Consider the following 23,802-nt stretch of genomic DNA (forward strand, 5'->3'; position numbering starts at 1 on the left):
TTCATCCTGTGGCCACATCGGCCATGCTGTGAGCGTACACATGTTAGCCGAAAACAATCAATACAACCTTTGAGCAGGGTCAAGGGAACGCCCGCCAACATACGGCAAAATGCCCCGCTTACAGAATCGCCCGGAGCCCACATGAATACCCCGGAACTGCTTGCCCCCGCCGGCACCCCTGAACACCTCGAAACAGCCTTCGCGTACGGTGCGGATGCCGTATACGCCGGCCAGCCCCGCTACTCACTGAGAGTAAGGAACAACAGTTTCAAAGACGTTGCAGCCCTCGGGGCCGGAATCGCAAGAGCCCACGAACTTGGCAAGCATTTTTACCTTGTTTCAAACATAGCACCTCATAACAACAAGGTACGCAGCTACCTCAAAGATCTGGCGCCGGTACTGGAACAGAAACCCGATGCCCTCATCATGTCTGATCCCGGGCTGATCATGCTGGTTCGGGAAAAATGGCCGGACCAGCCCATACACCTCTCGGTGCAGGCCAACGCGGTTAACTGGGCCTCCGTGGAATTCTGGCGCCGACAGGGCATCAGCCGGGTCATCCTCTCCAGAGAATTGGCGCTTGACGAAATTCGCGAGATCCGTGACCGGGTCCCCGACATGGAACTGGAAGTCTTTGTGCACGGCGCCCTTTGCATGGCCTACTCCGGCCGCTGCCTGCTCTCCGGCTACATGAACCACCGGGACGCCAACCAGGGCGCATGCACCAACGCCTGCCGCTGGAACTACAAGGAAGTCCAACACAGCCACGACCAGACCGGTGACCTCATCGCCACCTGCGGCAATGGCGGCGCTCAGGAAGTGGAACCAAAGGAAATCCTGCTGGAAGAGCCGAACCGCCCCGGCGGTTTCATCCCCGCCTACGAGGACGAACACGGCACCTACATCATGAATTCCAAGGACCTGCGGGCAGTTCAGCACGTGGCAGAGTTGGCCAGGATGGGTGTCCACTCCCTGAAAATCGAAGGCAGAACCAAAAGCACCTACTACGTTGCCCGCACCACCCAGGTCTACCGTCGCGCCATCGACGAGGCAATGAACGGCAAGCCCTTCGACATGAGTTTGATGGACGAACTCGAAGCCCTCTCCAATCGCGGTTACACCGAAGGCTTCCTGCGCCGGCACGTACCCCGGGAATACCAGACCTACGAACAGGGCTCCTCGTTCCTCGGAACCCAGCAGGTTGTCGGCACTATTACCGATGCGGATGACCGATGGCTGACCATCGACGTAAAGAACAAATTCGCACCCGGCGATCAACTCGAACTGATCAACCCGGCCGGCAACATCCGGTTCTCGGCCAGTATCATGGAAAACCGAAACGGCCAGGCCATGGAATATGCGCCTGGGAGCGGGCATATCGTTCGAATTCCAAAACCGGCTGATCTTCCTTGGTCCCTGGAACATAGTTACCTCACCAAAATCTTGTCCCTCGGCGTTTAGCAATTAGTCTCAGGCGGCGTGCGCGGACCGCCTCCACAGACTGTGTGTTGCCAGGGATGGCAACACCAAGCCCCCACGGATGGGTTCACGGCGTGTCTGGGGAGGCGGTCCGCGCACGCCGCCCTGCACCAAATCTGAAGTCCCCGTAGTTATAAGCTATAGGGCCCATCACCCAGCCCCTTAGTGCCCCAAAGGCCGATTAAGGTATAATCATTCCACGCACAAATTAATACCTGACTAATTTACTCTGGTATTGTATAATCCCCAGCCAGAAGCAACGGATTCAGCCTGCATTTCTGCTTATGTTTCAGCATCAGGGCACCAGAAATCCGTCATCCAAAAAGCGATTGCAGGGCGTACTCACCGGATGAGCGACCACTGCAACACCCAAACTGATGACATCCGATCGACAGCCCGCCTACGAGGCTGCCGGCGACACCAAGGGCGAAAGCCCGCGATGAGAGAATACGGAGCGACGATCATGGCGACCACCGACACCGAGGTGAACGAGCTGATCAAACGGGAATACGAGTACGGGTTTGTAACAGACATCGAATCCGACACGTTCGAGCCCGGCCTTAATGAAGACGTTATCGCCCGCCTATCCGGCATCAAGAAAGAGCCGGAGTGGATGCTGGAGTGGCGCCTTAAAGCCTATCGTCGCTGGCTCGAGATGGATGAGCCGGACTGGGCGCATGTGGGCTACCCGAAAATCGATTACGATTCGATATCGTATTATTCCGCGCCCAAGCGCCCCGAAGACATGCCCCAGAGCCTGGACGAAGTGGATCCGGAGCTGCTGAAAACCTACGAAAAACTGGGCATCCCCCTGCATGAGCGCGAAAAACTGGCAGGCGTGGCTGTCGATGCAGTATTCGATTCCGTTTCCGTAGCGACCACCTTCAAAGAGCCCCTGGCCAAAGCCGGCGTGATTTTCTGCTCCATCTCCGAGGCGATCCAGGATTACCCGGAGCTGGTCAAAAAATACCTGGGCTCCGTAGTTCCTGCTGGCGACAACTTCTTCGCCGGCCTGAACTCCGCAGTCTTCTCCGATGGCACTTTTGTTTATGTGCCCAAGGGTGTGCGTTGCCCCATGGAGCTGTCCACCTACTTCCGCATCAACGCGGCCAACACCGGGCAGTTCGAGCGAACCCTGATCATCGCCGAAGACAGCAGCTACGTAAGCTACCTCGAAGGCTGCACCGCGCCGATGCGGGACGAAAACCAGCTGCACGCCGCAGTTGTTGAACTGGTAGCTCTGGACGATGCCCAGATCAAGTACTCCACAGTACAGAACTGGTATCCGGGCGATGAAAACGGCAAGGGTGGCATCTTCAACTTCGTGACCAAGCGTGGCGCCTGCATCGGCAAGAACTCCAAAATCTCCTGGACCCAGGTCGAGACCGGTTCAGCGGTCACCTGGAAGTACCCGAGCTGCGTTCTGCGCGGTGACAACAGCGTGGGCGAATTCTATTCCGTAGCGCTGACCAACAACTACCAGCAGGCCGACACCGGCACCAAGATGATCCACCTGGGCAAGAACACCTCCAGCACCATCATCTCCAAGGGCATTTCCGCCGGCAAAAGTTCCAACGCCTACCGCGGCCTGGTGAAATTCGGCCCCGGTGCGGAAGGTGCGCGCAACTTCACCCAGTGTGATTCGCTGTTGATCGGCGACCGCTGTGGCGCCCACACCTTCCCGTACATCGAAAGCAAGAACAAATCCGCCATTGTCGAGCACGAGGCGACCACCTCCAAGGTCAGCGACGAGCAGATGTTCCTCTGCCGCCAGCGTGGAATCGACCCCGAGCAGGCTGTGTCCATGATCGTGAACGGCTTCTGCAAGGAAGTGTTCAAGGAACTGCCAATGGAGTTCGCTGTGGAAGCCGGCAAGCTGCTGGAAGTCAGCCTTGAAGGCTCGGTGGGTTAACCCGGGCCGGCCCATAGACTGCATACGAATTCATACAGATTCAGAAATAGAGAGAAGCCAACAAATGCTGAGCATCAAGAACCTGCACGCATCCGTTGAGGGCAAAGAAATCCTCAAAGGCATCAACCTGGAGATCAAGGCCGGGGAAGTTCACGCCATCATGGGCCCGAATGGCTCCGGTAAGAGCACCCTGTCGCAGGTACTGGCAGGTAACGAGGCATTTGAAGTTACCGAAGGCGAAGTGACACTGAACGGCGAGAACCTGCTGGAACTGGAGACCGAAGAGCGTGCCCGCGAAGGTGTTTTCCTGGCATTCCAGTACCCGGTGGAGATTCCCGGCGTGAGCAACCTCCAGTTCCTGCGTACTGCGGTGAACGCCCTACGCCATCACAGGGGTGAGAGCGAAATGAACGCGGCGGAGTTCATGAAGCTGGCCAAAGAGGTCTCCAGACAGGTGGATCTGGACCCGGCATTCCTGAAGCGTGGCGTGAACCAGGGCTTCTCCGGCGGCGAAAAAAAGCGCAATGAAATCATGCAGGCGCTTCTGCTGCAGCCGAAGCTGGCGATTCTGGACGAAACCGATTCCGGGCTGGACATCGACGCCCTGCAGGTGGTCTCCAACGGCGTTAACGCCCTGCGCGCGAAAGATCGCGCCATCTTGATGGTGACCCACTACCAGCGCCTGCTGAACCACATTGTGCCGGATTACGTGCACGTGCTGGCCGGGGGCAGGATCGTTAAATCCGGTGGCCGTGAGCTGGCCCTGGAGCTTGAAGAACGCGGCTACGGCTGGCTCGGCATAAAGGAAGAAGAAACTGCCAACAGTTCGGCCAATTAAAGGAGTGCGCGGAATGAAACCAGCACCAACACTTTCTACCGCGTTCCTGCATCCGGCCGGGCACACCCTACCGGAACCGCTGGCGGCACTGCGCAGGCAGCAGAGCTCAAGCCTGGTAGACCTGCCACTGCCGACGCGGAAAACAGAGAACTGGAAGTACTCGAGCAAGTACCTGAAGCTGACCGATGAAATGGCCATTTCTCTGCCTGCCGATGGCAAATCCGGCAGCAGTCTGGCGGTACCCGGCTACAAGGTCGTGGTGCTGAATGGCATCATGATGCCCGAAGCCAGCGACTACCCGGATCTGGATGGCATCACTATCGAGCGCTTCGAAGACCTGGACGGCGACACGGCCACCTGGCTCGCCGAACGCCTGGATCACGCCCTGGATAGCCAGTCCGTGCAAATCTCCCGCCTGAATACCGCTCGGTTTGAAGATGGCCTGCTGATTCGTCTCAAGCCCGGTGCGGTGCTGGACCAGCCACTGTTCATTATTCACGAGACCAACGCCGACGCCAGTGGCTCCGCCTATCCGCGCATTTACGTGGATGCCGGTGCCAACAGCCAGATCACCCTGGTAGAAGAGTACATATCCAGCGGCACTGAATCGGCCATGGTAAACACAGTCACCGAAATGAATCTTGGTGAAGGCGCCAACGTCACCAGCATCCGCCTGAACATGGAAGGCGAGAATGTTCAGCATATTGGCTCTACGGGTGTCCTGCAGCAGCGCAGCTCTCGCTTTGAAAGCCACTGTGTCGGCTTTGGCGGCCCCCTGCGCCGGCACGATCTGCAGGTTCGGCTGGAAGGTGAAGGTGCCGACTGCAAACTCAACGGCGTGGTGGTAACCCAGGGCAAACAGCACTACGACAACCACACCACCATTGAGCATGTTGCGGCCCACTGCAACAGCGAGGAGACCTATCGCAACATTGCTGCGGACCAGTCCCACGCGGTTTTCAACGGCCGGATTCATATCCATCAGGACGCCCAGAAGTCCAACGCGGAGATGAACAACAAGAACCTGTTGCTGTCCAATGGTGCAGAAATCGACACCAAGCCGGAACTGGAAATCTACGCAGACGACGTGAAGTGTGCCCACGGGGCCACCATCGGCCAGCTAGATGAAACCTCACTGTTCTACCTGGTTTCACGGGGTATCGGCCGGCGCGAAGCCAATGTTCTGCTCACCATGGCATTCATTAACGAGCTGGTAGAGCAGATCCCGGTTGAAGCAGTTCGGGAAACGGCCCAGGGCCGCCTGAACCACTTCTTCGAACAGACATTCCAGGAGGCATAACCGGTTATGACCGATCTGTCCGTGGCAAACACCGCCAAGCGCCCCACTTTCGATGTGGAGGCTATCCGCCGGGATTTCCCGATCCTGTCACAGCAGGTGAACGGCAAGCCCCTGGTGTATCTGGATAATGGCGCTTCGGCCCAGAAACCAGAGGCAGTGCTGGACGCCATGGACCGCTATTACCGTGAAATGCACTCCAACGTTCACCGCGGTGCCCATACCCTCGGGGATCGGGCCACCGCCGCTTTCGAAGGTGCCCGGGAAACCGTTCGCAGATTCCTGAACGCCGAAAGCACCCGGGAAATCATCTGGACCCGTGGCACCACCGAGGCCATCAACCTGGTGGCCAACGGCCTGGCACCACGCCTGAAAGCCGGCGACGAGATCCTGGTCAGCTACATGGAGCACCACGCCAACATTGTGCCTTGGCAGATGATTGCCGAGCGTACCGGCGCGAAAGTGGTTCCTGTCCAGGTAACACCCGAGGGTGAGCTGGACCTGGAGTCTTTCACGAGCCTGCTGAATGACAGAACCCGGATATTGGCCATCACCCACGTTTCCAACGTGCTGGGAACAGTGAACCCAGTGGCGGCACTGATGGAGCAGGCCAAAGCCCGCGGCATCATCACTCTTGTGGACGGCGCACAGGCAGCGCCCCATTATCAGCCGGACGTCCGGGCGCTGGGGTGCGACTTTTATGCGTTCTCATCCCACAAACTGTTTGGCCCCACTGGCATTGGCGTTCTCTATGGCAAGGCCCAGCTGTTGGAAGAGATGCCTCCCTACCAGGGCGGCGGCGAGATGATCGAGCGGGTCTCTTTCGAACGCACCACCTGGAACACCCTGCCCTACAAGTTTGAGGCCGGCACTCCGGCCATTGCTGAAGCCGTGGGGCTGGGAGCCGCCATCGACTATCTCAATGGCCTGGACCGCTACGCCATGGAAGCCGCAGAATCAGCCCTGCTGGAGCGGGCCAACCAGCTGGTGGAGACAGTCCCTGGCATGGAAATCATCGGCACCGCGAAACAGAAAGTGCCGGTCATGTCCTTTAAAATTGCCGGTCTGCACCCCAGTGATATAGGTACGTTGCTGGATCAGCAGGGTATCGCCATCCGCACCGGCCACCATTGTGCCATGCCGCTGATGGATTTCTACGGAGTTCCCGGTACAGCCCGGGCCTCCTTTGCGTTCTACAATACTCTGGACGAGGTGGAATCATTGTTTACCGCCCTGCAGAAAGTCCAGCGCCTGTTTGCCTGATGGAGGTGGAATCATGACAGCTGAAGTCTTCACCCCGACCGTTGCCGTCACCATGACGCCCAACGCGGTTCGACATGTCCGCAAACAACTGGAGAAGAAACCGGACGCCAAAGGTATCCGGCTGGCCATCCGGAAAAGTGGCTGCTCTGGTTTCAAATACGAAACCCAATGGGTGGAAGATGTCGCGGCCGACGACAAGGTTTTCCATATTGATGGCGTCGACGTGTTCGTCAAAGAGGAACACCTGCCTCTGGTGAACGGCATCGAGATCGACTTTGTCACTGAGGGCGTGAACTCCATGTTCCAGTTCCGCAATCCGAATGCCACCGCCGAGTGCGGGTGCGGCGAGAGTTTTACCGTAGCGTAGCTCGTATCACCTCACCCAGAACACAGACAGGTAGGTCGGATTAGCGCAGCGTAATCCGACACCAAAGATAGAAAACAGCGAGGCCCGAACAGGCATGCAAGAACGGGAAGTGGTCCTGACCAAACGCGAGGTGGAAGCCCGCCTTGTTCCTTCCGGAACCGAGATTATGATTCCGTCGGACACCTTCGTGACCATCACGCAGTCACTGGGCGGCACCTTTACGGTTGCCGTGAACGGCAATCTTGCCCGTATTGAAGGCCAAGATGCCGATGCCCTTGGCAAGCAGCCACTGGAAAGCAGCTTCGACACCCCGGAAGACGGCACCGTCAACGAGAACCAGGTGTGGGAAGCCATGCGCAATTGCTACGACCCGGAAATTCCGGTCAATGTAGTGGACCTCGGCCTGATCTATGAGTGCAAGATCGAGAACGGCACGGAAGACGGCAACCACGTGTACGTCAAGATGACGCTGACTGCTGCCGGTTGCGGCATGGGGCCGGTGATCACCGAAGACGTCCGGCGCAAGCTTGAGCATGTGCCCAATGTGGACAAGGTGACCGTGGAACTGACCTTCGATCCGCCCTGGAGCAACGACATGCTCACCGACGAAGCCAAGCTTGAACTGGGAATGCTGTAAATGACTGCCAGCAAAGAGACCTTTCTGACCAACCCGCTCGGAAAAGACACCACTCTGGAAGACGTTCTTGATGGCTTCGAGCTGCTGGACGACTGGGAAGAGCGCTACGCCTATATTATCGACCTGGGCAAACAGCTGCCGGCCTTTCCGGACGATGCCCGAATTGAAGAGAACTACGTGCACGGCTGCCAGAGCCAGGTCTGGCTGATTCACCATTTCGACGAAACCAGCGGCCGGCTCTACCTGTTGATTGATTCAGACGCCATGATTGTGCGTGGCCTGGCCGCCATCATACTGGTGGCCCTGAACGGGAAACCCCCAAGGGATCTGCTGGCCACCGATATTGATGAGCTGTTCGAGAAGCTGGACCTGTTCCGTCACATCTCCCCCACCCGGGGCAACGGCCTGCGGGCCATGGTTGGCAAGATTCGCGATATTGCCGCCGCCGAGCTGGCCCGCACCAGCGACTGACGGCGACCGCCTACCACAGGATGGCGATATCATCCCTCTGAATATTCACGATACCGCCCAGCTGGGGCATGGTTCCGCGGCTGGACTGAGGCTGAACCCTGTCCAGGGTTACGGACAGCTGGCTGTCCGTCAGCTCCGGAGTGGCGCCAGGCGCATCCAGATACCCCGTGCTCCGGTACAGCTGCAATTCGTCACCAGGCCGGAGCCCTGCCGTTGCGCCGGATTCCAGTGTCACTGAATATCCATCCACCCGGGTGATCCGGGTAATAAAAGGCTGACAGGCCAATGCCTCGGTAACGGCTGTCGCCATTTCTTCAATGACGCCATTCACAGACTGGCCATAGGCGGTCTTCCGGAAACCTTCCGATCCAAAGCCGGCTGAGCTGCCGGGCGCTGCGTTCCAGTCCGACGAGGTGGCGAACCTTTGCTGATAGATCGGTGAACCGCTGAAGCCGTCATAGACGACAAGATCCGCCGCAAAGCGACGTTGCTGATCCACCGTGCCAATACCCCGCTGCATCCGGTCCAGAACCGACGTGCCCCAGGCGGACGGGTCCGCCACGCCCAGATCCCGGATAACGCCCGTTACGACGAACTGAACCCCCATTTCACGGGCCACCTGCAACACATTGGTCAGCCGGTTATTGCCCTGCTGAACCGTGGGTGCATTCAGAAGATCGGAAAACATTCGCGACCGGGTAGCGCCAAAGACCTGAAAGCCACCCCGTTCCATCAACCGCTGCTGGAGTTGTTGCGGCAAGATTTCGCCGGCGTCGCCAATACGCCCTATACGGGTCTGGTCCGGGTGGAGCACCGGAAAACCGGTGACGGCGACCCGTTTTTTAAGCCGACTCGCCTCACCCGCACCGCACTGGCCTCGGCTCTCACTGATATCGCCCCGAACCACCACCCGCAGCAGATTACCGCTCTGGTACTCGTCGACAATCCGAACATTTCTTGCCCGCGTGCTTGAGGCCAGGCGAACCTGTGACTCCGTGATAACGCCATTCTCCATGGTGTCCTGGGTGCTCACCCGGGCTTCATACTGCAGCGATAAGTCCCGGATGGCCGACTTGCGGGCCTCAGCGCGGGCGGTCTCAAGATCCCCGTTGTAGATATTGGCGTGGCCCACACCTTCCAGAACCACGGCCTGCGCCCCGGTGGCAAACACCAGCGGCAAGGCGAGAGCGCACAGTACTAACAGTGATGACCAACGCAGTGACAACAAACGCTTCATAACTTTATATCACTCAAGGTAATACAGGGAATCGACGCCCTTGCTCTGCACATCGCCGACGCTGTCATTCTCCTGGGGCATGGGGATCGGGCACAGGTCCCGAACCTGATCATCAGCAACCTTGGCAACACAGGCCCGGAACCGGGGTTCCAGCTTCAGCTCCATAACCGTTTCAAAGACCCCGTCGCTGTGCTCGTTGACCGCGACCAGCTTGGCGCCGCGGAGGTAGCTGTCAACATAGGTTCGGAACGTATCATTGCGCAAAACGAAGTCATTGACGGTGGAACTGCCGTAAACCACGGTTCCGTATACTCGCTCTACCAGGTTCCGGTAAGCGTCCAGCTGCGAAGCCCGCCGGGCCATAAGACGCTTGCGGGTATCCGAACGGTCCGTGCCGACATTCTCATAAGTCCCAAGGCCGCTGACCCGAACGGTGATCGGCTCCAACTTCGTGTCATCCCGGGACCGGTTACCGTCATCGGACCGGTAACTGCCAACCGGCGCACAGGCAACAAGACTCGTTGCCAACAGAGGGATGAGTATCCAGCGAAGGGTCATTGCTTCTCTCCAAAAAACGTCATTTCCGGGCTACCATGAAAGAATTACGCCAGTTTTGCTAAGCCTCTGATATTCCGCATAACGGACATAAAACGCTCACCCCCGGCCGGGCCATGCGGCAAAAACCTGCCTCCGTTTACACATCGAAAACAAACCGTTACCCCTTGTGTCATGTGCCAGACAAGGTTCTGCATTAACCTTTCAGCCACGTAATATCTATTTCGCATTTTTACTCAACAGGATTCTTCATGACCGGAACTCGTCTGACCAAGCTCTCAGTGGCCATTGGCCTTTCCATTGCCACCACCTCGGCACTGGCGAGCCCGCAGTCATTTATGTCTGCCAGGTCTTTTGCCATGGGCGGCACCGGCGTTGCGGTTGCGCATCCCTCCGATGCGGCAGCAACCAACCCTGCCCTGATGGCCGGCAATCACCACGACTGGGCTGACGATTTCGGCCTGCAACTGTTATCTGTCAACGCTCAGGTTGCAGATGAAGAAGAGACCGTTGATCAGGTCGACGAGATTCAGGACACCATTGATGATTTCGAACAAGCCATCAACGACCTGAACCAGACAGAAGCAGAGAATCAGGCCGGCAAGCTCCGTGACCAGTTGCAGGCCTTTGACCAGGATACCGCCCGTGTTAACGCCGGCCTCGGACTGTCGATCGCCTTCCCCGGCAAGCAGCTGTCGGTGGGTGTTTTCACCAACGGCAACCTGACCGCGACCGTTCGGGGCGAGTACGACGAGGACGACGATACCATCCTCGCAGCTATTGAAAATGGCGCACTGCCAGCACCGGGCGTCACGGATACCCTGGAATCCCGCGGCAAGATTCTCGCCTCTGCCGTTACCGAGGTTGGCGTCAGCTTCGCCCGGGAGTTTGAATTATCAAATGGTCAACGCATGCAGCTTGGCGTGTCGCCCAAGTATGTAAACCTGCAGACGTTTCAGTATACCGAGACAATTTCAGGCTTCGAAGACGACGAATTCGATGGCGATCAGTACCAGACTGACAAGAGCGGCTTCAACCTGGATATCGGCGCTACCTACGCGTTCGGTGAAGAGCAACAGTGGAATGCCGGGATCGTGGTTAAAAACCTCATCCCCATGGAACTGGACTCCGCCGCCAGCCGCCCACTGTTGGGCGAAAAAGTCCGCACCCTCGAACTCAACCCGATGGCAACCGTCGGCATTGCCCATAAGAGCGAGTTCCATGTGGTCACAGCGGAAATCGATCTGACCAAAAAAGAAGCATTCGGCTTTGAAGACGACACCCAGTGGCTGGCCCTGGGCGCGGAATTCGATGCCTTCCGTTATGCCCAGTTGCGTGTCGGGGTTCGCCACAACCTTGCCAGCAATGATGACAACGACGGCATTGAGGAATCAACCCAGTTCACCGCCGGACTCGGCCTGAACATTCTGGGCGCCCGCCTTGACCTTGGCGCCCTGTACAGTGATGCCGATGTCGGTGCTGCCCTGGAGATTGGCACAGCATTCTGATCTCCACCACCTGAAGCGAAAGCTCGCCCGGGCCATCCCGGCCGGGCTTTTTTATTAGCCAATCCGCCACAGGTTTGCCTGCGCTGCCCCGGAACCGGATAATCCCCGGAATCACTCCCCGAAAGGAATCAGACATTCCATGCAAACCTATCTGGTTGGCGGTGCCGTTCGCGATGAATTACTCGGTCTTGAGGTGAAAGACCGGGACTGGGTCGTGGTAGGCGCAACTCCAGAGGACATGCTCGCCAAAGGCTTCAAACAGGTCGGCGCGGACTTTCCCGTGTTCCTGCACCCTGGAACCCGGGAGGAGTATGCGCTGGCCCGCACGGAGCGAAAACAGGGGCGCGGCTACCATGGCTTTACCGTATACAGCGCACCAGATGTCACCCTGGAGGAGGACCTCCAACGCCGGGATCTGACCATCAATGCCATGGCAAAAACCGAAGACGGTTCTCTGGTGGACCCCTTCCACGGCCAGACGGATATAAATGACAGAAAGCTTCGTCACGTGTCCGAAGCCTTTGCCGAAGACCCGTTACGAATCCTGCGTACAGCCCGGTTTGCAGCCCGATTCCGACCTCTTGGATTCACTGTATGCGATCAGACCATGGCTTTGATGCGCAAGATGGTGGACGAGGGTGAAGTCGACTACCTGGTACCTGAACGGGTCTGGCAGGAACTACAGCGGGCATTGCATGAGCAAGCCCCGGACGGATTTTTCGAGACCCTTAGGGAAAGTGGCGCACTTGCCGTGCTGATTCCGGAACTCGATTCGGCGGGAGTTTTCCGTTCGGCAATGGGGTCACTTCGTTGCATCCATGATGAGCCTGACGCCAGCACAGAAGAACGCTTCGCCGCCCTGCTCTCGCCTCTGGAGGCGAACGCCGCCATCGTTCGCGCGAAGGCTCTGAAGGCGCCCAATGACTGCCAGAGTCTCGCGCGCCTGGCCACGGCATTTATTCCCCAACTCCGGGAAATGGACCCAAAAAATCCCGATGCCGAAGCATTGCTGGACCTGCTCGACCAGGCGGATCTCTGGCGCCGCCCGGGGCGTTTCACACAGCTGCTAAGCGTTATCCGGTGCGCCGCTCCGGATGACCAAGACAAACTGAAACTGCTTCGAACAGCCTCGCAGGCAGCAACCGGCGTCGATCCCAAAACCCTTCTTGCCCGTGGCTATAAAGGCAAAGCACTTGGGGACGCCATCCGCAACGAACGCCTGAAACGTATTGTCGACGCCGTAACCCAAGCCGATCATTGAGGAATTGCCATGACAGTCACTGTTCCCGTTGCACTGATCACCGGCTCTGCCCACCGCCTGGGCGCACAGACGGCGAAGACACTTCATCAACGGGGCTGGAACCTGGTGATTCATTACCGGAGCCGGGAAGGTCAGGCACGGGCACTGGTTGAGAACCTCAACCGGAAGCGCCCGAATTCCGCTCACTCTGTTCAGGCAGACCTCAGCCTGACTGCCGATGTGGAACGGCTGGCAAACGAAACCATTGCCCGCTGGAACCGGCTGGATGCACTGGTCAACAATGCCTCGGTGTTCTACCCCAACCCGACCGAGGCAGCTACCGAGGAGGGCTGGAACACGGTTCTGAACACGAATCTCCGGGCCCCCTTCTTTCTCCTTAAGGCCTGCCTTCCGGCGCTGCGGGAAAACGGTGGCAGCGTGGTCAATATGATCGATATCTACAGTGAGAGACCTCTTGCCGACCACCCACTTTACTGCGCCAGCAAGGCTGGCCTGGCCGCCCTGACCCGCTCCTGGGCGAAAGACCTGGCACCGGATGTGCGGGTGAACGGCGTTTCGCCGGGGGCCATTCTCTGGCCGGAGGGTAACGGTGAAACAGACAAGGATTCCCGGCAGGCCATTCTCGACAAGACCCCACTCGCCCGTACCGGCAACCCGGAAGATATCGCCGAGACCATCGCTTTCCTGATCTGCGACGCCCCGTTCATTACCGGACAGATTGTCGCCGTCGATGGCGGTCGCAGCCTGAATATGTAGAGCGTCACCCGGCTTACCCGCGCGACAGCTTTGGCCAACCGCCGCTTTCCGGATACAATGCCAGCAGTGTTCAATTCTGCCTGCACGAGGGCTTACACTTTCGTGCGCCTCTGATCCGGAGAATTTCCATGCGTGATGTCGTTATTGTTGCCGCCCGCCGTACAGCTATCGGAATCTTTGGCGGAGGTCTTTCCAGCCTGCGCGCAGACCAGCTCGGTACCGCCGTCATCAAGGCCCTTCTGGAAGAAACCGGTGTCGCTGGCGATCAGATCAACGAAGTGGTTCTTGGCCAGGTCCTGACGGCCGGCTGCGGCCAGAATCCGGCTCGCCAGTCCGCCATCAACGCCGGCATTCCGGCATCGGTGCCCGCCATGACCATCAACAAGGTGTGCGGCTCCGGCCTGAAGGCGGTCCACATGGCGGTTCAGGCCATTCGCTGTGGTGATGCCGAGATGATGATCGCCGGCGGCCAGGAAAGCATGAGCCAGTCCCCGCACGTATTGCCCAACAGTCGCAATGGCCAGCGGATGGGCAACTGGTCCATGGTTGACACCATGATCAACGATGGCCTCTGGGATGCGTTCAATGATTACCACATGGGCGTTACCGCTGAGAACATTGTGGAAAGGTATGGTGTCAGCCGTGAAGAGCAGGACGAGTTCGCTGCGGCTTCCCAGCAAAAAGCCGTCGCCGCCCGCGAAGCCGGTTATTTCGATGGTCAGATTGTCCCGGTCTCCATTCCCCAGCGCAAGGGTGACCCGATTGTGGTTGACCAGGACGAAGGCCCCCGCGGCGGCGTTTCCGCCGAGGGTCTTGGAAAACTGCGCCCTGCGTTCAAGAAAGACGGCACGGTCACGGCCGGCAACGCATCCTCACTGAACGACGGTGCCGCTGCTGTTCTGGTATGCAGCGCCGACAAGGCCAAGGAACTGGGACTGACCCCTCTGGCCACCATCCGTGCGCACGCCAACGCCGGCGTGGATCCCAGCATCATGGGTACCGGCCCGATTCCGGCCAGCCAGCGTTGCCTGAAGCTGGCCGGCTGGAGTGTTGACGACCTTGATTTGGTGGAAGCCAACGAAGCCTTTGCCGCCCAGGCCATTTCGGTTAACCGGGACCTGGGCTGGGATACTGGCAAGGTGAACGTCAACGGTGGCGCCATTGCCCTGGGCCACCCGATCGGCGCCTCGGGCTGCCGCATACTGGTCTCCCTGCTTCATGAGATGGTGCGTCGGGATGTCCACAAGGGCCTCGCCACCCTGTGCATCGGCGGCGGCATGGGTGTCGCCCTGGCCGTCGAGCGCTAGGCCGTATGCTCAACCTGGTGCTGTACGAGCCGGAGATACCGCCTAACACTGGCAATATCATCCGGCTGTGCGCCAACACCGGCTGCCAGCTGCATCTGATCGAACCTCTGGGCTTTAGCCTGGAAGACAAGCAGATGCGGCGGGCCGGGCTGGATTACAGTGAGTATGCACGGGTAAAGGTCCACAAGGACTACCAGAGCTTCCTGGACAGCGAGCAGCCTGAACGCCTGTTCGGGCTGACCACCAAGGGTAGCCGGCATTACCATGAGATGACCTATCAGGAGGGTGACTTCCTGATGTTCGGGCCGGAAACCCGGGGCCTGCCTGGTGAAATTCGTGAATCCCTGGCCCCCGAACATCGCCTCAGGGTCCCGATGCGCCCGGAAAGCCGAAGCCTCAACCTTTCCAATACCGCAGCCCTGGTGGTTTATGAAGCCTGGCGACAGTTGGGCTTCAGCGGGGCGATATAAAAAAACCGGCCTGAGCCGGTTTTTTTATATCGAAAAGAATCAGCCTCAGTGAGTCTGCGGCTCTTCCTTCGCCTCACCTGCAGCTTCTTCCTGCTTGCGCTTCAGAGCCTGGGCGTAGATGGCATCAAAATTCACCGGCGCCAGCATAAGAGCCGGGAAGCTGCCCTTGTTAACGATACCGTCGATTGCTTCGCGGGCATATGGGAACAGGATAGTCGGGCAGTAGGCGCCCAGCATCTGGCCCAGCTGCTGGCCTTCAATACCCTGAACCAGGAATACACCGCCCTGCTGGATCTCAACGATGTAGGCAACCTTTTCACCCACTTTGGCAGTTACTGTCAGCGAAAGCACAACCTCGTACTGGTTGTCGCTGACCTTGTTGTGGGACGTATTCAGGTCCAGATTCACCTGCGGCTTCCACTGCTCCTGAAACACCACCGGTGAATTGGGTGATTCAAAAGACAGGTCCTTCACATAGATGCGCTGAAGGGCAAACTGGGGTTGATTCTGGTTGTCACTGCCTGCTGCGGCTTGCTCATTCTCAGCCATGTTCAGTCCTTTCGTTCTCGATCATGGGCCCAGGGCCCGTTGTTATGGAATGCTATGGAGTTTGCTGCCGGAACAGTTTACGTCGACGCTACTCCAGCTTATGTGAAACAGTGCGGCAGATTGATCTTCAGATCAAGAGCCGCCTTATTTCTTCACCAGCGGAAGATTACTGGCTCTCCAGTCAGAAACCCCACCGTTAAGGCGCACAACATTACTGAAGCCTTCGGCGTTCAGCTGCTTGACTGCCATCGCTGAATGCTGGCCCATCTTGTCAGCAACGATAATCTGCTTGTCCTTGAACTTGTTCAGCTCGGCAACCCGGCTCTTGAGGCTGTTCAGCGGAATATTGATGGAACCGGTAATGCGACCTTCACCGAATTCCTTCCGATCCCGGATGTCCACTACAATGGCCTCATCCTTGTTGATGAGGTTGACTGCCCCCTGGGCCGAGATCTTGGCACCGCCGCGGCGGGACTCCAGAAAAAGAATCGCGACCAGAAATGCCACAAACAGCGACACAAGAATGTAGTGATTAACGACAAATTCAAACAACCGGTCCATGAATTTACCCTGATAATGAGTTTGGCGAGATTATACACAGGCTGCTCCCCGGACAGAAGGTGACGAAACTGGCCAGTAAATGCGAAAATAGATAAACTCCATTTTCGTTTTAGTAAACTTACTAACATTTTACTTCCGGACCGAATGATGACCGCAATGCGCAAGCCGACTGCACTGATTATCCTGGACGGCTGGGGCCACCGCGACCCGGCTGAAGACAACGCCATCAGCAACGCCAATACCCCGTTCTGGGACAAGCTCTGGCAAAATCAGCCAAAGACCCTGATCAACACCTCAGGCATGTTTGTTGGGCTGCCTAAGGGGCAGATGGGTAACTCGGAAGTCGGCCACATGAACCTCGGCGCAGGGCGCGTGGTCTATCAGAGCCTCACCCGGATCGACAAGGATCTGGAAGAAGGCACATTCCAGAGCAACGAAGTGCTGTGCTCGGCGATCGATAAGGCCGTTCAGAGTGGTCGCGCTGTGCACCTGATGGGGCTGATGTCTCCGGGTGGTGTGCATAGCCATGAAGATCATATTCTGGCCGCTGCCGAACTGGCCGCCGCACGTGGCGCGAAGGAAGTTTACATACATGCCTTCCTGGATGGCAGGGACATGCCGCCTCGCAGTGCCAAGGCCTCCCTGGAAAAAGCGGCAGCCAGGTTGAAGCATCTCGGCGTTGGCCGTGTTGCGTCCATCGTTGGCCGCTACTACGCCATGGATCGCGACAATCGCTGGGATCGCATTGAAGCAGCCTACAACCTGATGACCCAGGGCACCGCAGAGTTCACCGCAGCCGACCCCGTTTCCGGCCTGGAACAGGCCTACGAGCGTGGCGAGAACGACGAATTCGTGATGCCTACCCGTATTCGTGCACCGGGAGAGCCGGAAGGCACCATCAATGACGGCGACACGGTTCTGTTCATGAACTTCCGCGCCGATCGCGCCCGGGAAATGACCCGCACTTTTGTGGATAAAGACTTCGACGGCTTTGAGCGTCGCAAACACCCTGAGCTCGCCGATTTCGTGATGCTGACCGAGTATGCGGCGGACATCCCTGCCTCCTGCGCCTACCCGCCGGAGCAGCTGACCAACGGTCTTGGCGAATACGTGGCCAATCAGGGCAAGACCCAGCTCCGGATTGCGGAAACCGAGAAATACGCCCACGTTACCTTCTTCTTTAATGGCGGCATGGAAACGCCGTTCGAGGGCGAAGACCGGATTCTGGTGCCCTCTCCCAAGGTTGCCACCTACGACCTGCAACCGGAGATGAGCGCGCCGGAAGTGACCGACAAACTGGTGGAGGCCATCAAGAGCGGAAAATACGACCTGATTGTCTGCAATTACGCCAACGGCGACATGGTTGGTCATACCGGCAAGCTGGACGCTGCCATCAAGGCCGCCGAGTGTCTTGATGAGTGCGTAAAGCGGGTGGTTGAAGCTCTGGATGAAGTAGGCGGCGAAGCCCTGATTACTGCCGACCATGGCAATTGCGAGCAGATGACTGATCCGAATTCCGGCCAGGTCCATACCGCGCACACCATTGGCCCGGTACCTCTGGTTTACACCGGCCACCGCAAGATTACGCTGAATAACGACGGTAGCCTGAGTGACGTTGCACCTTCGCTGCTGACACTGATGGGGCTGGAGCCGCCGAAGGAAATGACCGGGCACAGCCTGGTTGAGATCGGTTGATCCCCGCGCGGACCCAACCCTTGCGACTTTCCACTATCCTGGCGCTCACCCTTGCCCTGGGTGCAGCGCCGGTGCTCTCCCAGCAAGAGGTCACCCCGGCTCAGATCGAAGAACTCAAGGAACGTATTGAGGACATCGATGACTGGCTGGCCGATGCCGAGGAAGACCGCTCCGCCCTGGAGCGGCAGCTTGCTGCGACTGAACGCACCATCAGCCGCCTTACCCGGGAGCGCCGCTCCCTGCGCCAGCAGGTAGAACAGCAGCAACAGCGACTCAAGGAACTGCAAAAAGAAGAGCAGGAGCTCACCCGCACGCTGGACCGGCAACGGGAGAGCCTGAAGAAACAGATCCGGGCTGCCTGGATGGAGGGCGACGCGCCGGCGGTAAAGGTCCTCCTGAATGAGATCGATCCAGACAGAATCGCCCGGACCATGACTTACTACGAGTATCTGAGCAAGGATACAGTTACCCGCCTTGAGTCGTTCAGGCAAAGCCTGCAGGAACTCAAAGACACCCGAGCCGCAGCACAGTCAACGCGGGTGGAACTGGCCCAAACGGAAGAAAACGTCGCCAGGCGTCAGCAGGAATTGGCGGCATCCAGAAAACAGCGGCAGCAGACCCTCGCATCGCTCAATGCCGATATCAAGAATCGGCTCAGCGAACGGGAGGAGCTGGCATCCGACCGAAAACGGTTGGAAAAACTGCTTGAGGAAGTCCAGCAGGCGATCAATAACATTCCCTCGCCCAATGAATCCCGGCCCTTCGCTTCACTGCGGGACAAGCTACCCTGGCCTGCACAGGGGAAGGTTCTCAGCGGCTACGGAGACAGCTACGCCGATGGCAAATTGCGGCGCAACGGCCTTCTTATCCGCACCGAAGAAGAAGCGCAAATACGCGCAATTCATTATGGCCGGGTGGTCTTTGCCAATTGGCTCCGCGGCTTCGGCCTGATCACGATTATTGATCACGGCGACGGCTACATGACACTCTATGGTCATAGCAGCAGCCTGTTTACCAACCCCGGAGACTGGGTGGCAGCCGGCGAACCCATCGCCCTGGCCGGCCGCACGGGCGGCACGGATTCCCCGGCGCTGTATTTTGAGGTTCGGCACAACGGCAAACCCGACAATCCGGGCCGGTGGCTGGCAAACTGACTGGCTTCGGGAGGGCTGACAAACGCCCCGGGTAACGCCATACTGTCCGGAGTCAGGAAAACCAGTCCAACTATCGGAATAAAAACGGGATATGTGAATGAAACGGGTCCGAAATACACTCCATGCCTTTCCATTACGCAGCATTGCACTCGCTACCTGTTTCGCCACCGCATCCGGTCTGGCCTGGGCCCAGGACGAAGACACCGCTACCGAACAGCTACTGGAGGGCATCCAGAATGGCGAGCGGGTCGAAATCCGCCTCCCTGACCCGGAAAAACAACTGCCCCTGGAAGATCTCCGAAAATTTACCGAGGTGTTCAGTCGAATAAAAGACGCCTATGTCGAGGAAGTGGATGATCGACAGCTGCTTGAAAGCGCCATCAAGGGCATGCTGTCAGATCTGGACCCCCACTCCACCTATCTCGCCCCCAAGGATTACGAGGACCTGGAAGAAAGTACCTCCGGAGAGTTTGGCGGGCTCGGCATTGAAGTGGGCATGGAGAATGGCTTTGTTAAAGTAATCGCGCCCATTGATGACACTCCCGCGGACAAAGCTGGGGTCGAAGCAGGGGACCTGATTATCAAGCTCGATGACAAGCCAGTGAAAGGCATGAGCCTGGAAGAAGCCGTACAGCTGATGCGGGGCAAGCCGGGCAGCATTCTCACCCTGACCATCATGCGTGAGGGTGAAACCGGCCCCATTGAAATCAAAGTCGAGCGGGACATTATCAAGGTCACCAGCGTGAAATCACGGATGCTGGAAAACGGTTACGGATATGTCCGGATTACCCAGTTCCAGGCCGATACCGGCTCGCAGTTCAGAGACGCCCTCAGCAAACTTGAAGACGAACTGGGCAGTGATCTGGATGGCCTGATCATTGATCTCCGGAATAATCCAGGGGGTGTTCTCCAGGCGGCCGTGGAAACTGCGGATGTGGTGCTGGATGACGGGCTGATTGTCTATACCGAAGGCCGCATCCAGAGTTCGCGCCTGCGTTTCAGTGCCAGTGCCGGCGACGTCATGGAAGGCACCCCGATTGTGGTACTGATTAACGGCGGCTCTGCCTCCGCCTCCGAAATCCTGGCCGGCGCCCTGCAGGACCATGAACGCGCCGTGATCATGGGCACCAAATCTTTTGGCAAGGGCAGCGTTCAGACGGTCATCCCGCTGGATGAGACCCACGCCATCAAAATGACCACTGCGCGCTACTATACGCCGGATGGCCGCTCTATCCAGGCTACCGGCATCGAACCGGATATTGAAGTGCGCCCGGCAGAGCTGAAGGAACTGGACAGCAAACCATTCTTCACCGAGGCAGACCTCAGCGGACACCTCCAAGGCAAAAACGAGAATCAGCAGCCGAAGAACGGCAGTGACTCCCAGGCCGAAGACGAGGCCGCGTCCCTGGCAGACAGGGATTATCAGCTGCGCTCAGCTCTTAACCTGCTCAAGGGCATCCGGATTCTGAATCCGCAAGATAAAGGCCAGGCAGAAGGAAGCAGTCAGTGAACGCAGTACGTTCCCTGCTGGCGCTTGTCCTCTCGTTTGCAGCCACCCTGGCGGCAGCCGAGCCAGCAAAACAGGCGCTGCCTCCGACCATTGCCATCATTATTGATGACATGGGACACAGCCTTCACGAGGGCAAGCGCCTGGCCAACCTTGATCAGCCGCTGACCCTTGCCTTCCTGCCCTACCGCAGGCACACCAATACCCTTGCCAGGCTTGCCTACCGGCAAAACAAGGAAATCATGCTGCACGCCCCGATGGCCAACACGCGAAACTTCGGGCTTGGCCCCGGCGGGCTGACACCGGATATGGACGAGCAGAGCATGGCAACGACACTCCGGCGGGCCCTCCAGTCAATTCCTCACGTACAGGGTGTGAATAATCATATGGGCAGCCTGCTGACCCAGCAGCTCCAGCCCATGGACTGGGTAATGAAGGAGCTGTTTCGCTATCCGGTCTATTTTGTGGACAGCCGCACCATAGCTTCATCAGTTGCCGGTGACGTGGCTGCCGCTTACAGGATTCCCACCATGACCCGGGACGTGTTTCTCGACCACGAACAAACCGAGGAGTATGTTGACCGCCAGTTCAAACTGCTCATTGAGCGCGCGCGGGAAAACGGCAGCGCCGTCGGGATTGGCCATCCACATAAAGTCACGGTGGACTATCTGGAGAAGCACCTTCCAAAACTGGACGCACAGGGCATTGCCATCGCTACCGTGAGCGGCCTGTGGGCCATGCGCAACAGCAACCGGGAGATGTTTGCAGAGGGTGAAAAGCAGACCATTCGGCCTGCTTTTGCGAAGAAAGATTAATCCCTGATTTCAATGCCCTGAGCTTTCAAAAAAGCCTTGGCCTCAGGAATAGTGTGCTGGCCAAAATGAAAAATCGAAGCCGCCAGCACCGCATCGGCACCACCCTGGGTCACTCCATCCGCCAGATGCTGCAGCTCGCCGACACCGCCCGAGGCGATCACCGGCACAATCACCGCATCGCTGATGGCCCTGGTCAGGCCCAGATCGAATCCGACCTTGGTACCATCCCGATCCATGCTGGTCAGCAGCAGTTCCCCGGCGCCCATCTCCACCATTTTACGGGCCCACTCAACGGCGTCCAACCCGGTCGGCTTACGGCCACCGTGGGTGAAAATCTCCCAGCGCGGCTCCTCGCTTTCCTCACTGACCCGCTTTGCATCAATGGCCACTACGATGCACTGACTGCCAAAACGCTCCGCCGCTTCCCGCACAAACTCCGGGTTAAATACCGCTGCGGTGTTGATCGAGACCTTATCTGCACCAGCATTTAAAAGCTTCCGGATATCGTCCACCGTACGCACGCCGCCGCCCACGGTGAGCGGGATAAACACTTCCGCTGCCATCCGTTCGACAGTTTCGTAGGTGGTATCACGGCTCTCGTGGCTGGCCGTTATATCGAGAAAGGTGATTTCATCTGCGCCTTGCTCGTTGTAGCGGCGGGCCACTTCCACCGGATCGCCAGCATCGCGGATATCCACGAAGTTAACGCCTTTTACAACGCGGCCTTTGTCGACGTCCAGACAGGGAATAATGCGTTTCGCCAGAGCCATAATTCGTCTTACCCCTTCAGGCTGTCACAGAAGGCCTGGGCTTCAGCGACATCCAGTGTGCCTTCGTAGATGGCACGGCCGGTGATGGCGCCCAGGATACCCTTGTCTGCCACGGTGGCGAGGCGTTTGAGGTCGTCCATATTGGTGACTCCGCCGGACGCGATAACGGGAATTCCACCCTCTTCCGCCAGTGCCGCTGTGGCTTCCACGTTGACACCCTGCATCATGCCATCGCGGCTGATGTCTGTGTAGACAATGGCGTCCACGCCGTCATTCGCAAACCGCTTCGCCAGGTCGGTGGCCATAACTTCCGAGACTTCCGCCCAGCCATCGGTGGCTACGCGGCCGTCTTTGGCGTCCAGGCCAACGATGATGTGGCCCGGGAATTTCTTGCACATCTCGGTCACAAACTCAGGCTCTTTTACAGCCTTGGTGCCGATGATGACCCACTGCACGCCGGCCTTCAGATAGGCTTCGATGGTTTCCGCCGAGCGGATGCCACCGCCGATCTGAATTGGCAGATCCGGGTATTTACGGGCGATAGCCTGAACGATTTCGCCGTTCACCGGCTCTCCTGCAAAGGCGCCATTCAAGTCAACCAGATGCAGGCGACGGGCGCCAGCTTCCACCCAGCGGGTGGCCATATCAACCGGGTCGTCACCGAATACGGTGGAGTCGTCCATCCGGCCCTGGCGCAGGCGCACGCATTTGCCGTCTTTCAAATCAATGGCGGGGATTATCAGCATTTTCCGGTCCAATCAGTAAAATTCTTCAGTAACTGCAGCCCCGCCCGGGCACTTTTCTCCGGGTGGAACTGCACTGCAAATATGTTGTCTCTCGCTACGGCGGCGGCAAGGTCTACACCATAATGCGTGCGGCCGGCCATATCGGCATTACCCTCGGCCTCAGCGTAAAAGCTGTGCACGAAGTAGAAGCGGTCAGCATCAGGAATGTTGTGCCACAGAGGGTGATCAATGGTTTGATGCACCTGGTTCCAGCCCATGTGGGGTACTTTCAGGCGTTCACCGTTTTCGGTGAGGTGATCGCCAAAATAACGTACCTCTGAAGGGAACAGGCCAATGCAGTCAACGCCGCCGTTTTCCTCACTGCGGGACATAAGGGCCTGCATGCCCACGCAGATTCCAAGAAACGGGCGATCCTGAGAGACCTCACGGACCAGATCCACCACCCCAAGGCGATGCATTTCTGCCATGCAGTCGCGAATGGCGCCAACGCCGGGGAGAATCACACGATCGGCTTCACGGATTTTGTCGGCGTTGTCGGTGACCAGCACGGTGGTGTCCGGGGCTACGTGCTCTACCGCTTTTTTGGCAGAGTGAAGGTTGCCCATGCCGTAGTCGATTATGGCAACGGTTTTCATGGTTGTTGCGGT

24 protein-coding genes are annotated in these 23,802 nt (G+C 58.2%); 17 read left to right on the forward strand and 7 right to left on the reverse strand.

The genetic code is table 11. The features are described 5' to 3' along the window. Positions 1-141: 141 nt before the first annotated feature. The 8 genes from trhP to CLH62_RS07425 all read left to right on the forward strand — a co-directional run bounded on the left by trhP (position 142) and on the right by CLH62_RS07425 (position 8,264). Positions 142-1,461, forward strand: a complete 1,320-nt coding sequence (trhP, locus tag CLH62_RS07390) for a prephenate-dependent tRNA uridine(34) hydroxylase TrhP (RefSeq protein ID WP_099617446.1) — start codon at positions 142-144, stop codon at positions 1,459-1,461. Between the two features lie 481 nt (positions 1,462-1,942). After that, on the forward strand, positions 1,943-3,391 hold the full coding sequence (gene sufB, locus CLH62_RS07395) for a Fe-S cluster assembly protein SufB (RefSeq protein ID WP_099617447.1): 1,449 nt from the start codon (positions 1,943-1,945) through the stop codon (positions 3,389-3,391). A gap of 64 nt (positions 3,392-3,455) precedes the next feature. Then, positions 3,456-4,229, forward strand: a complete 774-nt coding sequence (gene sufC / locus CLH62_RS07400) for a Fe-S cluster assembly ATPase SufC (RefSeq protein ID WP_099617448.1) — start codon at positions 3,456-3,458, stop codon at positions 4,227-4,229. Positions 4,230-4,242: 13 nt separating this feature from the next. After that, positions 4,243-5,529, forward strand: coding sequence for a Fe-S cluster assembly protein SufD (gene sufD / locus CLH62_RS07405; protein ID WP_099617449.1), 1,287 nt, complete (start codon positions 4,243-4,245; stop codon positions 5,527-5,529). A 6-nt stretch (positions 5,530-5,535) separates the two neighbouring features. Further along, on the forward strand, positions 5,536-6,789 hold the full coding sequence (locus CLH62_RS07410) for an aminotransferase class V-fold PLP-dependent enzyme (protein ID WP_099617450.1): 1,254 nt from the start codon (positions 5,536-5,538) through the stop codon (positions 6,787-6,789). A 13-nt stretch (positions 6,790-6,802) separates the two neighbouring features. Further along, the gene (locus CLH62_RS07415) at positions 6,803-7,156 is read left to right on the forward strand and encodes a HesB/IscA family protein (protein WP_099617451.1); all 354 of its coding nucleotides are present in this window, start codon (positions 6,803-6,805) and stop codon (positions 7,154-7,156) included. A gap of 94 nt (positions 7,157-7,250) precedes the next feature. Next, on the forward strand, positions 7,251-7,793 hold the full coding sequence (gene sufT, locus CLH62_RS07420) for a putative Fe-S cluster assembly protein SufT (RefSeq protein WP_099617452.1): 543 nt from the start codon (positions 7,251-7,253) through the stop codon (positions 7,791-7,793). Beyond that, entirely contained in the window at positions 7,794-8,264 is a 471-nt protein-coding gene (locus CLH62_RS07425; RefSeq protein ID WP_099617453.1) for a SufE family protein, read from the forward strand. Between the two features lie 10 nt (positions 8,265-8,274). On the opposite strand, the gene CLH62_RS07430 is transcribed toward CLH62_RS07425, so the two are convergent. Beyond that, entirely contained in the window at positions 8,275-9,501 is a 1,227-nt protein-coding gene (locus CLH62_RS07430; protein ID WP_099617454.1) for a flagellar assembly protein FlgT, read from the reverse strand. A 9-nt stretch (positions 9,502-9,510) separates the two neighbouring features. Next, the gene (locus CLH62_RS07435; RefSeq protein WP_099617455.1) at positions 9,511-10,059 is read right to left on the reverse strand and encodes an LPP20 family lipoprotein; all 549 of its coding nucleotides are present in this window, start codon (positions 10,057-10,059) and stop codon (positions 9,511-9,513) included. A 248-nt stretch (positions 10,060-10,307) separates the two neighbouring features. Here CLH62_RS07435 and traF point away from each other — a divergent pair, with 248 nt between their 5' ends. The 5 genes from traF to trmL all read left to right on the forward strand — a co-directional run bounded on the left by traF (position 10,308) and on the right by trmL (position 15,358). After that, positions 10,308-11,564, forward strand: coding sequence for a conjugal transfer protein TraF (gene traF, locus CLH62_RS07440; RefSeq protein ID WP_099617456.1), 1,257 nt, complete (start codon positions 10,308-10,310; stop codon positions 11,562-11,564). A gap of 139 nt (positions 11,565-11,703) precedes the next feature. Then, a complete protein-coding gene (locus tag CLH62_RS07445) occupies positions 11,704-12,825 on the forward strand; it encodes a tRNA nucleotidyltransferase/poly(A) polymerase-related protein (protein WP_099617457.1) in 1,122 nt (373 codons plus the stop codon). A gap of 9 nt (positions 12,826-12,834) precedes the next feature. Continuing rightward, positions 12,835-13,581 carry a pteridine reductase gene (locus CLH62_RS07450; protein WP_099617458.1) on the forward strand — a complete coding sequence of 249 codons (747 nt, stop codon included), beginning with the start codon at positions 12,835-12,837 and terminating at the stop codon, positions 13,579-13,581. A 128-nt stretch (positions 13,582-13,709) separates the two neighbouring features. Continuing rightward, on the forward strand, positions 13,710-14,888 hold the full coding sequence (locus CLH62_RS07455) for an acetyl-CoA C-acetyltransferase (RefSeq protein ID WP_099617459.1): 1,179 nt from the start codon (positions 13,710-13,712) through the stop codon (positions 14,886-14,888). A 5-nt stretch (positions 14,889-14,893) separates the two neighbouring features. After that, complete coding sequence (gene trmL / locus CLH62_RS07460) at positions 14,894-15,358, forward strand: tRNA (uridine(34)/cytosine(34)/5-carboxymethylaminomethyluridine(34)-2'-O)-methyltransferase TrmL (RefSeq protein ID WP_099617460.1); 465 nt, start codon at positions 14,894-14,896, stop codon at positions 15,356-15,358. Positions 15,359-15,403: 45 nt separating this feature from the next. Here the strand turns inward: trmL and secB are convergent, their stop codons facing one another. Then, positions 15,404-15,907 carry a protein-export chaperone SecB gene (secB, locus tag CLH62_RS07465; protein ID WP_099617461.1) on the reverse strand — a complete coding sequence of 168 codons (504 nt, stop codon included), beginning with the start codon at positions 15,905-15,907 and terminating at the stop codon, positions 15,404-15,406. Between the two features lie 144 nt (positions 15,908-16,051). Next, positions 16,052-16,468 (reverse strand): rhodanese-like domain-containing protein, encoded by a 417-nt coding sequence (locus CLH62_RS07470; protein WP_099617462.1) that lies wholly within the window; start codon positions 16,466-16,468, stop codon positions 16,052-16,054. 147 nt (positions 16,469-16,615) lie between these two features. Here CLH62_RS07470 and gpmM point away from each other — a divergent pair, with 147 nt between their 5' ends. The 4 genes from gpmM to CLH62_RS07490 all read left to right on the forward strand — a co-directional run bounded on the left by gpmM (position 16,616) and on the right by CLH62_RS07490 (position 21,639). Then, positions 16,616-18,163, forward strand: a complete 1,548-nt coding sequence (gene gpmM, locus CLH62_RS07475; RefSeq protein WP_099617463.1) for a 2,3-bisphosphoglycerate-independent phosphoglycerate mutase — start codon at positions 16,616-16,618, stop codon at positions 18,161-18,163. Positions 18,164-18,183: 20 nt separating this feature from the next. After that, positions 18,184-19,317, forward strand: a complete 1,134-nt coding sequence (locus tag CLH62_RS07480) for a murein hydrolase activator EnvC family protein (protein ID WP_099617657.1) — start codon at positions 18,184-18,186, stop codon at positions 19,315-19,317. 97 nt (positions 19,318-19,414) lie between these two features. After that, a complete protein-coding gene (locus CLH62_RS07485) occupies positions 19,415-20,827 on the forward strand; it encodes a S41 family peptidase (protein WP_099617464.1) in 1,413 nt (470 codons plus the stop codon). Next, entirely contained in the window at positions 20,824-21,639 is an 816-nt protein-coding gene (locus CLH62_RS07490; RefSeq protein WP_099617465.1) for a divergent polysaccharide deacetylase family protein, read from the forward strand. The genes CLH62_RS07485 and CLH62_RS07490 overlap by 4 nt, the downstream gene beginning before the upstream one ends. Here CLH62_RS07490 and hisF read toward each other — a convergent pair. From hisF to hisH, 3 genes are read right to left on the reverse strand one after another with little or no spacing between them, the layout of a single operon-like run. Beyond that, positions 21,636-22,409 carry an imidazole glycerol phosphate synthase subunit HisF gene (gene hisF, locus CLH62_RS07495; protein WP_099617466.1) on the reverse strand — a complete coding sequence of 258 codons (774 nt, stop codon included), beginning with the start codon at positions 22,407-22,409 and terminating at the stop codon, positions 21,636-21,638. The two genes, CLH62_RS07490 and hisF, sit on opposite strands and share 4 nt — an antisense overlap. An 8-nt stretch (positions 22,410-22,417) precedes the next feature. Next, a complete protein-coding gene (hisA, locus tag CLH62_RS07500; protein WP_064227531.1) occupies positions 22,418-23,155 on the reverse strand; it encodes a 1-(5-phosphoribosyl)-5-[(5-phosphoribosylamino)methylideneamino]imidazole-4-carboxamide isomerase in 738 nt (245 codons plus the stop codon). Next, positions 23,149-23,790, reverse strand: coding sequence for an imidazole glycerol phosphate synthase subunit HisH (gene hisH, locus CLH62_RS07505; RefSeq protein ID WP_099617467.1), 642 nt, complete (start codon positions 23,788-23,790; stop codon positions 23,149-23,151). Before hisH ends, hisA begins: the two co-directional genes overlap by 7 nt. Between the last annotated feature and the right edge of the window lie 12 nt (positions 23,791-23,802).

It is taken from the genome of Marinobacter guineae (assembly GCF_002744735.1).
GTDB lineage: Bacteria > Pseudomonadota > Gammaproteobacteria > Pseudomonadales > Oleiphilaceae > Marinobacter > Marinobacter guineae.

Bases quoted from the DNA above. Each gene is read 5' to 3' on its own strand.
- secB (WP_099617461.1), bottom strand. From the start codon at position 15,907: ATGGCTGAGAATGAGCAAGCCGCAGCAGGCAGTGACAACCAGAATCAA.
- CLH62_RS07450 (WP_099617458.1), top strand. From the start codon at position 12,835: ATGACAGTCACTGTTCCCGTTGCACTGATCACCGGCTCTGCCCACCGC.
- hisA (WP_064227531.1), bottom strand. From the start codon at position 23,155: ATGCTGATAATCCCCGCCATTGATTTGAAAGACGGCAAATGCGTGCGC.
- CLH62_RS07455 (WP_099617459.1), top strand. From the start codon at position 13,710: ATGCGTGATGTCGTTATTGTTGCCGCCCGCCGTACAGCTATCGGAATC.
- sufB (WP_099617447.1), top strand. From the start codon at position 1,943: ATGGCGACCACCGACACCGAGGTGAACGAGCTGATCAAACGGGAATAC.
- hisH (WP_099617467.1), bottom strand. From the start codon at position 23,790: ATGAAAACCGTTGCCATAATCGACTACGGCATGGGCAACCTTCACTCT.
- traF (WP_099617456.1), top strand. From the start codon at position 10,308: ATGACCGGAACTCGTCTGACCAAGCTCTCAGTGGCCATTGGCCTTTCC.
- sufC (WP_099617448.1), top strand. From the start codon at position 3,456: ATGCTGAGCATCAAGAACCTGCACGCATCCGTTGAGGGCAAAGAAATC.
- CLH62_RS07425 (WP_099617453.1), top strand. From the start codon at position 7,794: ATGACTGCCAGCAAAGAGACCTTTCTGACCAACCCGCTCGGAAAAGAC.
- sufT (WP_099617452.1), top strand. From the start codon at position 7,251: ATGCAAGAACGGGAAGTGGTCCTGACCAAACGCGAGGTGGAAGCCCGC.
- CLH62_RS07485 (WP_099617464.1), top strand. From the start codon at position 19,415: ATGAAACGGGTCCGAAATACACTCCATGCCTTTCCATTACGCAGCATT.
- CLH62_RS07415 (WP_099617451.1), top strand. From the start codon at position 6,803: ATGACAGCTGAAGTCTTCACCCCGACCGTTGCCGTCACCATGACGCCC.
- CLH62_RS07435 (WP_099617455.1), bottom strand. From the start codon at position 10,059: ATGACCCTTCGCTGGATACTCATCCCTCTGTTGGCAACGAGTCTTGTT.
- CLH62_RS07410 (WP_099617450.1), top strand. From the start codon at position 5,536: ATGACCGATCTGTCCGTGGCAAACACCGCCAAGCGCCCCACTTTCGAT.
- hisF (WP_099617466.1), bottom strand. From the start codon at position 22,409: ATGGCTCTGGCGAAACGCATTATTCCCTGTCTGGACGTCGACAAAGGC.
- CLH62_RS07430 (WP_099617454.1), bottom strand. From the start codon at position 9,501: ATGAAGCGTTTGTTGTCACTGCGTTGGTCATCACTGTTAGTACTGTGC.
- gpmM (WP_099617463.1), top strand. From the start codon at position 16,616: ATGACCGCAATGCGCAAGCCGACTGCACTGATTATCCTGGACGGCTGG.
- sufD (WP_099617449.1), top strand. From the start codon at position 4,243: ATGAAACCAGCACCAACACTTTCTACCGCGTTCCTGCATCCGGCCGGG.
- trhP (WP_099617446.1), top strand. From the start codon at position 142: ATGAATACCCCGGAACTGCTTGCCCCCGCCGGCACCCCTGAACACCTC.
- CLH62_RS07445 (WP_099617457.1), top strand. From the start codon at position 11,704: ATGCAAACCTATCTGGTTGGCGGTGCCGTTCGCGATGAATTACTCGGT.
- trmL (WP_099617460.1), top strand. From the start codon at position 14,894: ATGCTCAACCTGGTGCTGTACGAGCCGGAGATACCGCCTAACACTGGC.
- CLH62_RS07470 (WP_099617462.1), bottom strand. From the start codon at position 16,468: ATGGACCGGTTGTTTGAATTTGTCGTTAATCACTACATTCTTGTGTCG.